The 11,881-nt window shown below is 37.5% G+C and carries 12 protein-coding genes and 1 riboswitch; of the genes, 7 read left to right on the forward strand and 5 right to left on the reverse strand.

All coding sequences use genetic code 11. The annotated features are described in order from the left end of the window. Positions 1-3: 3 nt before the first annotated feature. A complete protein-coding gene (locus AC3WOM_RS15705) occupies positions 4-735 on the reverse strand; it encodes a GTP cyclohydrolase II (RefSeq protein ID WP_492447522.1) in 732 nt (243 codons plus the stop codon). Positions 736-1,006: 271 nt separating this feature from the next. On the opposite strand from AC3WOM_RS15705, the gene AC3WOM_RS15710 reads away from it, so the two are divergent. The 4 genes from AC3WOM_RS15710 to AC3WOM_RS15725 all read left to right on the forward strand — a co-directional run bounded on the left by AC3WOM_RS15710 (position 1,007) and on the right by AC3WOM_RS15725 (position 4,987). Beyond that, positions 1,007-1,642, forward strand: a complete 636-nt coding sequence (locus AC3WOM_RS15710) for a GntR family transcriptional regulator (protein WP_427544132.1) — start codon at positions 1,007-1,009, stop codon at positions 1,640-1,642. A 362-nt stretch (positions 1,643-2,004) separates the two neighbouring features. Continuing rightward, positions 2,005-3,204, forward strand: a complete 1,200-nt coding sequence (locus AC3WOM_RS15715; protein ID WP_492447523.1) for a quaternary amine ABC transporter ATP-binding protein — start codon at positions 2,005-2,007, stop codon at positions 3,202-3,204. After that, the gene (locus AC3WOM_RS15720; RefSeq protein ID WP_492447524.1) at positions 3,197-4,051 is read left to right on the forward strand and encodes an ABC transporter permease; all 855 of its coding nucleotides are present in this window, start codon (positions 3,197-3,199) and stop codon (positions 4,049-4,051) included. The genes AC3WOM_RS15715 and AC3WOM_RS15720 overlap by 8 nt, the downstream gene beginning before the upstream one ends. Positions 4,052-4,111: 60 nt before the next feature. Continuing rightward, positions 4,112-4,987, forward strand: a complete 876-nt coding sequence (locus AC3WOM_RS15725) for a glycine betaine ABC transporter substrate-binding protein (protein WP_492447525.1) — start codon at positions 4,112-4,114, stop codon at positions 4,985-4,987. A gap of 171 nt (positions 4,988-5,158) precedes the next feature. Here AC3WOM_RS15725 and AC3WOM_RS15730 read toward each other — a convergent pair whose 3' ends face one another. The 3 genes from AC3WOM_RS15730 to AC3WOM_RS15740 all read right to left on the reverse strand — a co-directional run bounded on the left by AC3WOM_RS15730 (position 5,159) and on the right by AC3WOM_RS15740 (position 7,599). Continuing rightward, entirely contained in the window at positions 5,159-5,473 is a 315-nt protein-coding gene (locus tag AC3WOM_RS15730) for a DMT family transporter (protein ID WP_427544144.1), read from the reverse strand. Beyond that, complete coding sequence (locus tag AC3WOM_RS15735; protein ID WP_427544146.1) at positions 5,473-5,814, reverse strand: DMT family transporter; 342 nt, start codon at positions 5,812-5,814, stop codon at positions 5,473-5,475. Before AC3WOM_RS15735 ends, AC3WOM_RS15730 begins: the two co-directional genes overlap by 1 nt. Positions 5,815-6,320: 506 nt before the next feature. After that, positions 6,321-6,416, reverse strand: a riboswitch (guanidine-I (ykkC/yxkD leader). A 31-nt stretch (positions 6,417-6,447) separates the two neighbouring features. Then, a complete protein-coding gene (locus AC3WOM_RS15740; RefSeq protein ID WP_492447526.1) occupies positions 6,448-7,599 on the reverse strand; it encodes a PstS family phosphate ABC transporter substrate-binding protein in 1,152 nt (383 codons plus the stop codon). A gap of 130 nt (positions 7,600-7,729) precedes the next feature. On the opposite strand from AC3WOM_RS15740, the gene AC3WOM_RS15745 reads away from it, so the two are divergent. After that, entirely contained in the window at positions 7,730-8,203 is a 474-nt protein-coding gene (locus AC3WOM_RS15745) for a YbaK/EbsC family protein (RefSeq protein WP_492447527.1), read from the forward strand. Positions 8,204-8,549: 346 nt separating this feature from the next. Next, positions 8,550-9,524: a proline dehydrogenase family protein gene (locus tag AC3WOM_RS15750; protein ID WP_492447528.1), complete on the forward strand. Its 975-nt coding sequence runs from the start codon at positions 8,550-8,552 to the stop codon at positions 9,522-9,524. A gap of 40 nt (positions 9,525-9,564) precedes the next feature. Here the strand turns inward: AC3WOM_RS15750 and AC3WOM_RS15755 are convergent, their stop codons facing one another. Beyond that, entirely contained in the window at positions 9,565-10,902 is a 1,338-nt protein-coding gene (locus AC3WOM_RS15755) for an AAA-type ATPase lid domain-containing protein (protein WP_492447529.1), read from the reverse strand. Positions 10,903-11,081: 179 nt separating this feature from the next. Here AC3WOM_RS15755 and AC3WOM_RS15760 point away from each other — a divergent pair. Next, positions 11,082-11,881, forward strand: an 800-nt coding sequence (locus AC3WOM_RS15760) for an aldehyde dehydrogenase family protein (RefSeq protein ID WP_492447530.1), incomplete at its 3' end; no start/stop codon positions are given.

The raw sequence follows: 11,881 nt of genomic DNA on the forward strand, positions 1-11,881 counted from the left end.
ACCTCACTTCTTTCCTCGTATATGTCCAGATTTTTCAACCTTTGTATCTAAATAAAAACGATTTGTCTCTGTCAGACCCCCCCATAATGGGACATGTCCTTCTGCTGCTAAGCCATGTGCCTGTAATGCTGCAAGCTTTTTCGGATTATTCGTAATTAGCGTAACTGGCTTGGAGCGTAGAGCACCTAATACGGTAATTGCCTCTTCATAGGAACGAGTATCGTCTGAGAAGCCTAGTGCATGATTTGCTTCAACCGTATCCAATCCCTCTTCTTGTAATAAATAAGCAAGAGATTTGGAGAATAAACCAATGCCACGCCCCTCATGATCCGCTAAATAAAAAATAGCTCCACTGCCATGCTCCACAATCATTTTCATCGATTCATGTAATTGATAGCCACAGTCACAGCGCTGACTACCAAAAATATCACCTGTATGACATATACTATGCATACGGATTAAAGCATCGTCTGTGTGGGTAAAATCACCATAAACAAGCACTGAAGATTGTTGTGAGAAAGCTAAATTGGCTGAATTTAAACCGTCAATGATTTCTTCTTTCGATAAATTTGCATCTATTTTTAGCCAGTTATACCATTGAAAAATGGCTGAAAAATCACCTTGTTTCACTGGTAACTTTACTGGCCCAACTAAACAAATATTTTCTGTTTTAGAGTGCTGTACAATAATCATTTTATCTTTCACTATATCCATAACTTTTGTTGTAATTGTCATTTTTTATCCAACCTTCTATTGTTAGCAGCTAGTTTATTTTACTAACTGAGCACGTATATTTTCACATCACTTACATAACGTAACTTAGTTTATAATAATAACTAATAACTGTCAAATAACTGCTCCTATTCTATAACTAAAAATATATAGAAACGAAAACTGTTATAAGACGTTTTAATGATATACTAATAGCTTATGGAGATGCTATTTTTTCTGTGCAGGCTAGTCTATAATAAGCTGAGGTAATTGTAATGATGAAAGGAAGTTTAGAATGAACTTAGAAAAGAATGTTCAGGTGAAGCAGCCAAAATATCAGCAAATTGCAGTCGATCTTGCTTCAAAAATTGTAGAAAGAAAATATAGTATTGGCGATAAAATTTATGCAAGATCCTCTCTTGCAAGTCAATACAATGTATCTGCAGAAACCGCAAGAAGAGCTATCGCAGTTTTACAGGACTTAGAAATCGTAGAGGCATCAAAAGGCAGTGGCGTCATTATCAAATCATACGAGAAGGCAGCACATTTTGTCCGACAATTTCAAGATGTTCAGTCTGTCCATGAGCTACAAACTGAGCTGATGATTAGTATTCAGAAACAGCATCAAGAATTATTAAACCTACAGGATAAAACGAAACAGCTTATTAGTCGAACTGAACATTTCCGATCCGTCAATCCGTTTATCCCTTATCAATTAGAAATGACCGTCGAAAGTCCTTGTATCCATCAAACAGTACAAGCTTTGAATTTTTGGCAAAATACATCTAGTACGATTGTTGGTATCCGCCGAGGAAATGAATTATTACTATCACCTGGTCCATATGTTTCGTTAGAGGAAGGTGATATTATTTACTTTATTGGTAATGATGAAAGCTTCGCTCGTGTTCAGAGCTTTTTATACCCAAATTAAAATCCGCTTAAGCGCTGATATAACAGCGTTTAAGCGGATTTTTTCTTATTTGCCGATTTGACAAAAGTAACAACTCTTTGCTAGTCTTAAGTTGTTACTTGTTTATTATTGGGTATCATTACCCTCAAATAGTGTTTATCTTCATGCAGCAAATGTTTGTAGCGAAAATGGAATGTCGGCTATAGAATACTCCCACCTCTATAGGTGATGAGATGCAGATGTGAAGATATAGTCTCTGGCAAATGTCACGGAATTTGAGAATAAAGAAAGATGCAGACACTATTCAAAACCGGACGAAATATTTATTTGTGCAACAGCACATTTACGCCAAGGCTAAATTATTCTTCGAAAGGAGTGGTTCTATGGAAAAAATAAAAGTGGAACATGTTTCAAAAGTATTTGGGAAACATATTCCTCAAGCATTAGAACTCGTCAAGCAACAAAAAAGCAAGACTGATATCTTAAAAGAAACAGGTGCAACTGTTGGTGTCTATGATGCAAGTTTTACAGTAAATGAGGGTGAAATCTTCGTAATCATGGGATTATCAGGGAGTGGAAAGTCAACACTTATCCGGCTTTTAAACCGACTGATTGAACCTACCAGTGGAAACATTTATATCGATGGAGAAAATATTTCGTCAATGGGTAAAGAAAGTTTACGAAATGTCAGAAGGAACAAAATGAGTATGGTTTTTCAAAACTTCGGTTTATTCCCCCATCGTACACTTCTTCAAAATACCGAATACGGCCTTGAAATTAGAGGCATTTCAAAGGAAGAACGTCAAGCAAAAGCGGAACAGGCACTCGCAAATGCTGGCTTACTCGCATATAAAGACCAATTTCCGAATCAACTATCAGGCGGTATGCAACAACGTGTTGGATTAGCACGGGCACTTGCCAATGATCCTGAAATATTACTAATGGATGAAGCTTTTTCAGCACTTGATCCATTAATTCGGAAAGAAATGCAAGATGAATTACTCGATTTACAACGAACATTGAAGAAAACCATTATATTTATCACCCACGATTTGAATGAAGCATTGCGTATTGGAGATCGTATTGCCATTATGAAGGATGGCTCCATTATTCAAATTGGCACGGGAGAAGAAATTTTAACAAACCCAGCAAATGATTATGTAAAAACCTTCGTGGAAGATGTTGATCGTTCTAAAGTATTAACTGCCGAAAATGTTATGGTACGCCCTGTATATGTCAATGTTGACTTAGATGGTCCTGCCGTAGCCCTTAAGAGAATGCGCCAAGAGGCTGTTAGTTTGCTAATGGCGGTTGACAAAAACCGTCATTTAAAAGGCTTTATTACGGCTGATGACGCCCTGGCAGCTGCTAAAAAGCATGAACAAACCGTGCATTCCATTGTTCAATCAGAGGTGTTAACCGTTCCACCAGATATGCTATTACAGGATATTTTAGGTTTGATTCATAATTCTCCTACTCCTATTGCAGTTGTAAAAGATGAGCGCTTACTTGGAGTTCTCATTCGTGGCGTTGTCATCGAAGCATTATCAACTAGCGATGAGGAGGCTGTAACACATGAATAATTTTTTAGACAATATTCCAAAAATCCCGCTTGCTCCATGGGTAGAATCAGCTATGGACTGGTTGACGAGTAATTTTTCAGTGTTGTTTAACGCTATTCAGAAATCTGGAAAACTACTCATGAATCAGGTCACTGATTTATTAATAAACATTCCTGCCATTATTCTTATAGTACTTGTCGTCATTTTTGCCTTTTTCATCACAGGCAAAAAGTTTGGGCTCGCTGCATTTTCATTCATAGGTCTGCTATTTATTTATAACCAAGGCTTATGGTCACATCTGATGGAAACAACCACACTTGTACTTTTCTCAAGTATTATTTCAATCATTTTTGGAATTCCACTTGGCATCCTTATGTCCAAGTCTAATGTAGCAGAAAATATTATTAAGCCTATACTCGATTTCATGCAAACAATGCCTGGCTTCGTATACTTGATTCCGGCAGTTGCCTTCTTTGGCATTGGAATTGTACCTGGTGTCTTTGCATCGGTTATTTTTGCATTACCTCCAACAGTACGTATGACGAATCTCGGTATTCGTCAGGTTCCAAAAGAATTAGTGGAAGCTGCTGATTCCTACGGCAGTACGGCAAGCCAAAAATTATTTAAAGTGGAGATTCCACTCGCTAAATCAACCATCATGGCAGGTATTAACCAAACCGTTATGCTTTCACTATCAATGGTGGTCGTTGCCTCAATGATTGGTGCTCCTGGACTTGGCCGTGAAGTATTAACTGCATTGCAACGTACACAAGTCGGTAATGGATTTGTGGCAGGTTTAAGTTTAGTAATCTTCGCGATTATTATTGATCGTTTAACACAAAGCTTTAATAAAAAGAAAGCAGCTTAGAAAAACCATAGCAACTATGATGCGTTTTTTTCAAATTTATAAATGAGAAAGGAAGATTCGATGAAATTGAGAACTTTATCTAAATTAGGGATGGCTTTAGGTCTTGGCTTTATGCTTGCCGCATGTAGTGGCGATGATTCTAACAAGAGCAGTGGAGACTCAAAGGATGTCAACCTTGCCTATGTGGAATGGGATACAGAAATTGCTTCCACTAATGTCGTTGGTCAGGTGCTAGAGGACTTAGGGTATAATGTAACATTAACACCGCTTGATAATGCCATCATGTGGGAGGCTGTTTCAAAAGGTGAGGCAGATGGAATGGTGGCTGCTTGGCTACCCCATACGCATGCCTCTCAGTACGACAAATATAAGGCTGATTTAGATGAGCTAGGTGAAAACCTGGCTGGTGCAAAAATTGGTTTAGTAGTACCAAGCTATATGAAAGTAAACTCAATTGAGGATTTAGCAAATGAGGCTGATCATACAATAACAGGTATAGAGCCTGGTGCAGGAATCACTGCTGCTACTGAAAAGGCGTTAGAGGAATACGATAACTTATCAGATTGGAATCTAGTAACCTCTTCATCTGGTGCCATGACAACTTCCCTTGCGAAAGCCCTTAAAAATAAGGAAGAAATTATCGTAACAGGCTGGTCTCCACACTGGAAATTCGCCAAATATGATCTAAAATATTTAGAAGATCCAAAGGGTGTTTATGGTGGAGAAGAAACAATTAATACATTCGTTCGCAAAGGCTTAAAAGAGGATCAACCAGATGTCTATTCTGTCCTAGATAATTTCCATTGGACATCAGAAGATTTAGAAAGTGTAATGCTTGAAATTATGGATGGCAAAGATCCAAAAGATGCCGCTAAAGACTGGATAGAAAAAAATGCTGATACAGTAGCTGAATGGACAAAGGATGTAAAAAAATAAAGGGCTTTTTAACCCGAGTGAATAAATTGTGAAAGGCAGAAACGTTGATTTAACAACGTTTCTGCCTTTTCAATTTCATGTGATTTTACTCCAAAAGGGACTTATGAAATGAGGGCACTGAAAAACATTTTTTGTGGCGAATCAACATTTTCAGTGCTCTCTATTATTTTTTTACGATAGTAATTTCAAGGAAATTGCTGCTCCTAGTACCAACGCAATACAAAGAATACGTCTCCAATCCCTAGATTCATTGAAGAACAACATACCTAGCAGTGCTCCACCCGCGGCTCCAATACCTGTCCAAATGGCGTAGGCTGTGCCCATCGGTAAAGTTTCCATAGCATATGCTAGGCCAGCAAAGCTTAAAGTAAATGCAAAAATCAATAGTGCCAAATTTTTAATGCTCTTGGTATCATTATATTTGCTAATCATATAAACACCCATCATCTCACAGAGCCCTGCAATCACCAATGCTATCCATGCCATTATTCACTCACCTCTTTATCTTTCGGCTCCCCAGTCACCAGCTTTAAGCCCACAACCCCTGCAAGTAACACCACAATACATAAAATTTTAGCTATTTTCCATGGCTCTCCAAATAGCAAGCTATCCGCACACACCGTTCCCGCTGTACCTAAGCCGACAAATACCGCATAAACAGTTCCGACAGGAAGACTCTCCCCGGCTTTAATTAATAAATAAAAGCTCACAAAGATAGCAATAGCTGTACCGATCCATTCAATACTATTTCCCGCATGCTTCAAGCCTATGACCCAACCGACCTCAAAAAAAGCAGCGATAATAACACTTGCCCATTGTTTATTCATAGTGAATTCCTCCATTTTATTGCTAGACACGGACCAACGACTATACTAAGGTCATTTAGCTTTATTTCTTGCTGAATGAAATTTACATCTGCGAGTTTTTTCTCTGAGTGGAGCTTTTTATTCCAAGCTGAGCGGTTTTCACATCTACCGGAGCGTTTTTCTCTCCAAGCCGAGCAGTTTTCACATCTACCGGAGCGCTTTTATCCTCAAGCCGAACAGTTTTCCATCTACCGGAGTGCTTTTATCCTCAAGCCGGGCACTTTTCACATCCACCGGAGCGCTTTTATCCTCAAGCCGAGCACTTTTCACATCTACCGGAGCGCTTTTCTTCCAAAGCCAAGCCCTTCTCACATCTTTCTAAGCAATCCTCTCCCCGAGCGGAGCATTCTTCTCTCAACTCAAATAGACGTCGCTCGAATCAGCACACATTTCAAACTCCCTGCACTACCAGCATAACCTTATTTTAGCCAAACAAAAAAAGCCTGAAGAACACTGTCGTAAACAGTATCTCCCAGGCTTTTATCCTTCCGTGTCACAAAACAATTTGTGGTTTTCTCTCGGACCAGACTAGCAATTGCTACGGAACCCTAGAAAACTATCATATATGATTATGCCACTAGTATAACAAACTATTTAGTCATTTTCCACTGGAACATAGCCAACTTTTTTGACAATTGCTTGCCCCTCCTCTGATACAATCCAGTCAATAAATTTCTTTACATTCGGATTATCGGTACCTGCTGTAACAGCATAAAATTCAGATACAAGTGGGTATGTGCCATTACGAATATTTTCCTTTGTAGGCGCAACGCCATCAATGGACAATAATTTAATGTCTTTGTTATTGACCATTTCTGTGGAATAAAATCTAAACGTGTAGCCAATAGCATTTTTATAATTACGGTATTGTGACACCTCATGAATAATGCCCCCCATGCCTGTTGCAACATTTTCAGCGGGCGCTTCCATAATAGGTGTATCTCCCATAATTTTTTCCAGTGCTGTTTGACTTCCACTATCAGCTGGACGTTGAAATGCACGAATCACATCATTATTACCACCAACTTCCTGCCAATTCGTAATGTTGCCAGCATATATTTGCTGAACTTGCCCTAGTGTTAAGTTTTCTACGCTGTTCTTATGATTGACGAAAAAGACAAACGCCTCTCGTCCAATGGGAATCATATTAAAAGTAAGACCTTGCAGCTCAGCCTGTCTCTTTTGAGATTCTGATGGTGCTGCTACAAAAATTAGATCAACATCTCCAGAGATTAAATTTTGATACGCTTCGGGTGTACGGCTTACCATTACTCTGCTATCGTAATAAGGATAATCACTCTTTGGATATGTCGCTTCTACAAAGGCGGCATACAGTGGATACATTGCTGTCGCCCCATCTAAGCGTGGCAATGATTCATCAAGCTGGAATGAAGCCCCTGTATCTAGCTTAATAACTTGATTATGCTCAGTAAATGGTTGATAGGCTGATACATCGATTTCAGCATCAACTGTCGGGATACTCATTTTGTAGTAATGTTGAACAGGCTCAACTAAGGCAAGGCACAGTGAAATTCCCATTATTCCAGCCAGCCAAATCTTGCGCTTCTTTGTTGACAACCAATTAAAAATTAAACAAGTAAATAAAACAAATAAACACAGTGGAACGGTAACGAGTAATCCTCTAAAATGTATTCCCCCCATTAACAATACATATAGTCCGAATATCCCTGAAAAAAATAACAATCCTATTAGTACAAAAAGCGTTTGTAGTAATTTCAAAAGCATTCTCCCACCTCCGAAAAGTGTAATTTTACACTACATATAATTATAATAGGTCATTTATGAGTGATAAACAACTATTTATTCTGAAAATTATGTTAAAATAAAGCTTACTATGGCAAGGAGGTAAGTACATATGGCAATTGAAAAGGTAAAGAAACATTTATCACAATGGAATGTGGAACACAAAATATTGGAGCTAGACGAAAGCTCTGCAACGGTGGAATTAGCAGCACAGGCACTTGGTTGTGAGCCTGAACGCATTGCCAAGTCTTTATCGTTTCTTGTGAACGATGGTGCGGTATTAATCGTTGCAGCGGGGGATGCAAAAATTGACAACGCTAAATTTAAAGCCATCTTTGGAACCAAGGCAAAAATGCTGGCAAAAGATGAGGTAAGTGAAAAAATTGGACATGAAGTTGGCGGTGTTTGTCCTTTTGGTGTGAATGATGGTGTCGCTATTTATTTAGATGAATCACTTAAACGTTTTACAACGGTTTTTCCTGCATGTGGTAGTAGTAATTCTGCCATTGAGCTTACGATTTCTGAACTTGAAACCTACACACCTTACCAAGAATGGATAGATGTTTGCAAGGGTTGGAATGAATAATGGTATTTTTTATAATCGATGAAACGTTTAAGGTCGTTTCATCGATTTTTTTCTAGTCAAAAATAATATTTCAATATAACATAAAGCATTATTAACTACCCTTTTCATCTAATACCCGCCTAAAAAAGCATAGTTATAATCCAAAATAAAAGAAAAAATCCTTTTTGAAAAGTCTTTTTTTCAGAAAAAAATATTTTTTCCTTTTTTATATCTCAAAAAAGTCAGTAAACACAATATCCCACAACCCTTTTAAAAAATTTTTTACTAAAAATCTAATAGTTTTACTTTTTAAAAAAAGTGTTATAATCGCCAAGAATTTAAAATTTTCAACTTTGGAGGTAACTTTATGGTATTACGTGACTTTTTTATTTACTTATCAGAAAACAAATTATTAAATAGCGCTGCACAAAAATATGGACTAAAAATGGGAGCCCAGAGCGTTGTTGCTGGCACAAGTCTTCCTGAAGTTGTGCAATCAATCAAAGAATTAAATAAAGCTAATATTTCTTGTACAGTTGATAATCTTGGTGAATTCGTATACGAAAAATCAGAGGCAACGGCTGCGAAAAATAATATTTTAGCAGTAGTACAAGCTATCCATGATGAACAGTTAGATGCACATATTTCACTTAAGCCTTCACAACTAGGTTTAGATATTGATTATGCATTTTGCTTCGAAAATTTAAAAGAAATCGTGGAACTTGCCCATCAATATAATATTTTCGTGAATTTCGATATGGAAAACTACGAGCGTTTACACAGCTCATTTGAATTACTTGAGGAGCTACACAAAGAATTTGATAACGTTGGTACAGTTATTCAAGCTTACTTCTTTGAGTCAGAGGAAAATATTGAAAAATATAAAAACTTCCGTTTACGTATTGTAAAAGGTGCCTACAAAGAGCCAGAAAATGTAGCATATCAATCAAAAGGTGATATCGACCGTAACTACCTGAAACTAATTGAATATCATTTATTGCATGGTAAGTTTACATCTATCGCTACACATGATCATAATGTAATCAACCATGTAAAACAATTTGTTAAACAACATAATATTTCGAATGACAAGTTTGAATTCCAAATGCTCTACGGTTTCCGTAAAGAAATGCAATTAGATCTGGCACGAGAAGGCTATAATTTCTGCACATATCTACCATTTGGTAACGATTGGTATGGATACTTTATGCGCCGTTTAGCAGAACGCCCTCAAAATGTAGCGCTTGTTACAAAACAAGTGTTTAATAAAAATACAAACCTTGCTATTGGCATAGGTGCAGCAGCATTTGCCCTTGGACGCCTTTCTAAAAAAAGAAAATAATTCAGCAAACTATCCATCAATCAAAAAAGCGAAAACATCGTTAATCAATGTTTTCGCCTTTTTTATTAAGCTTATAGTTTTTCACACGGTATTGTAAGCTTTGTCGACGTATCCCTAAAGCAGCAGCCGTTTTGGAAATATTACCTTGATGAAAGTCTAACGCCTTCGAAATATAATATTCCTCTACCTCTTTCATATAGACGTCCAGTGGTCTTATGTCCTGCTGATTTTTAATAACAAATAAATCACTCGTGGAAGATTCCTTTTCGATTTCTTCACATGTGCTCTGAATTTTCCATTTAAAATGGACAGGTAGCATATGTGGTTCGACAATGGTTTCATTCGTAATAAGCGAGGTGATTTCATCCAATAGTACTTCTAACTCCTTTAAATTACCTGGCCAGTCATATTTTAGAAAGGTCTCTTGCACCTCATCTGAAAGCCCTTGGATAGATGAACCAAAGCTATCACGATGCCTTTTAAAATAATCATCAATAAATGGCATTATATCTTCTTTTCTTTCTCGCAAAGGTGGCACGTAAATCGTGATACCTGAAAATAGTCGATAGAGCTTTTTGGATAGTTCATGCTTTTGAATTAAATCAATTGGATCTTTACCTACACTAGCAATTAAAACATGCTGATGATTTGGATGATTGTTGAAAAGCTCAACAATCATTTCTTGAGCTTCTTGCGATAAGTATTCAATACGCTCAGCAAAGAAAGTAATTTTTTCCTTTTCAACAATATATTTTTCAAATTGCTTTAACACCGTTTTCTCATCTCGACGGCAAATTAGAGCAATAAACATATCATTTTGCACCTTTAGATCATGATGAATACCTTCAGCCACCATATCGATACCAGTACCTGACTCCCCAATCAATACAACAGGCATTCTACTTAGTGCAACAATTTTTGCTTTTTCAATGACATCCCTCATGACTGTCGATACAGCCGTAATAATATCAAATGTCAATGGTGCACCATATCTTCTTAATGGCTGGTACATCATGTATTCAAGCTGTGTAATATCACGAGCAAATTCTACAGCCCCTACTAAAACACCCTCATAGTGCAACGGATAAATATTGCTTATGTAGGTTACTTCTTGATTTTTTTTATTCCAATACGTTTTTTTCACATTGAGCACTGGCGTTTCAGAACTTAAAACCTTATATATATCACTTTTTTCAATTTCGAAATCAATAATCTCTAAGGCTCGCCTCTCCTCGAACTCATCTTCGTTCACGCCTTCTAATTCCCTCATCTTTTTATTGTATATGAGCAGTTTGCCTTCCGTATCGATAACGCAAACGCCCATATCGCCTTTTTCAATAACGTATTTATAAATACTTTGTAGTACATTATTATCCATCTTGTCCTCCTGTATTCCCTTAAGCCTATTCTAACACCAATACGAAAAACAGATGCAAAAATTAAAAAAGTTTTAATATTTGAGTTGATTAATGCCAAATAATATTGCATTATATAATTATCACAATCTTAAAAGGTGCATAATCATTTGGCACCTTCTATCCATGGGAGGAAAATGACATGATTCCATACAAACACGAACCGTTCACAGATTTTTCACAAGAGGCAAACTACAACGCTTACGTAGAGGCTTTAAATAAAGTTGAAAGCTATTTAGGTCAAGACTATCCACTTATTATTGGTGGCGAACGTATTACGACAGAAGATAAAATCGTTTCGTATAACCCTGCTAAGAAAACAGAAGTGATTGGTCGCGTGTCAAAAGCGAGCAAGGACTTAGCTGAAAAAGCGATGCAAGCAGCAGATGAAACATTTAAAACATGGAAAAAAGTAGATCCAGCCATTCGTGCAGATGTACTTTTCAAAGCAGCAGCGATTATTCGTCGTCGTAAACATGAATTCTCTGCACTTTTAACAAAAGAAGCTGGGAAACCATGGGCAGAGGCAGATGCAGATACAGCAGAAGCAATCGACTTCCTAGAATATTATGGTCGCCAAATGCTGCGTATTAAAAACGGTCAGCCAGTAGAAAGCCGTCCAGGTGAGTACAACCGTTATGACTATATCCCACTAGGTATCGGTATTGTTATTTCTCCTTGGAACTTCCCATTTGCGATCATGGCGGGTACAACAGTAGCAGCTTTAGTAACAGGGAACACAGTGTTATTAAAACCAGCTTCAACAACACCTGTTGTAGCTTATAAATTTATTGAAGTATTAGAAGAAGCTGGTCTTCCGGCAGGTGCGGTGAACTTTGTACCAGGTTCTGGTGCTGAAGTGGGTGACTACTTAGTAGATCATCCAAAAACACGCTTCATCAGCTTCACAGGTTCACGTGATGTAGGCTTACGTATTAACCA

Source organism: Lysinibacillus sp. FW301-JW8 (assembly GCF_058788755.1).

Excerpts from the sequence above, each read along its gene's own strand:
- AC3WOM_RS15705 (WP_492447522.1), bottom strand. The coding sequence starts at position 735 with ATGACAATTACAACAAAAGTTATGGATATAGTGAAAGATAAAATGATT.
- AC3WOM_RS15710 (WP_427544132.1), top strand. The coding sequence starts at position 1,007 with ATGAACTTAGAAAAGAATGTTCAGGTGAAGCAGCCAAAATATCAGCAA.
- AC3WOM_RS15715 (WP_492447523.1), top strand. The coding sequence starts at position 2,005 with ATGGAAAAAATAAAAGTGGAACATGTTTCAAAAGTATTTGGGAAACAT.
- AC3WOM_RS15720 (WP_492447524.1), top strand. The coding sequence starts at position 3,197 with ATGAATAATTTTTTAGACAATATTCCAAAAATCCCGCTTGCTCCATGG.
- AC3WOM_RS15725 (WP_492447525.1), top strand. The coding sequence starts at position 4,112 with ATGAAATTGAGAACTTTATCTAAATTAGGGATGGCTTTAGGTCTTGGC.
- AC3WOM_RS15730 (WP_427544144.1), bottom strand. The coding sequence starts at position 5,473 with ATGGCATGGATAGCATTGGTGATTGCAGGGCTCTGTGAGATGATGGGT.
- AC3WOM_RS15735 (WP_427544146.1), bottom strand. The coding sequence starts at position 5,814 with ATGAATAAACAATGGGCAAGTGTTATTATCGCTGCTTTTTTTGAGGTC.
- AC3WOM_RS15740 (WP_492447526.1), bottom strand. The coding sequence starts at position 7,599 with ATGCTTTTGAAATTACTACAAACGCTTTTTGTACTAATAGGATTGTTA.
- AC3WOM_RS15745 (WP_492447527.1), top strand. The coding sequence starts at position 7,730 with ATGGCAATTGAAAAGGTAAAGAAACATTTATCACAATGGAATGTGGAA.
- AC3WOM_RS15750 (WP_492447528.1), top strand. The coding sequence starts at position 8,550 with ATGGTATTACGTGACTTTTTTATTTACTTATCAGAAAACAAATTATTA.
- AC3WOM_RS15755 (WP_492447529.1), bottom strand. The coding sequence starts at position 10,902 with ATGGATAATAATGTACTACAAAGTATTTATAAATACGTTATTGAAAAA.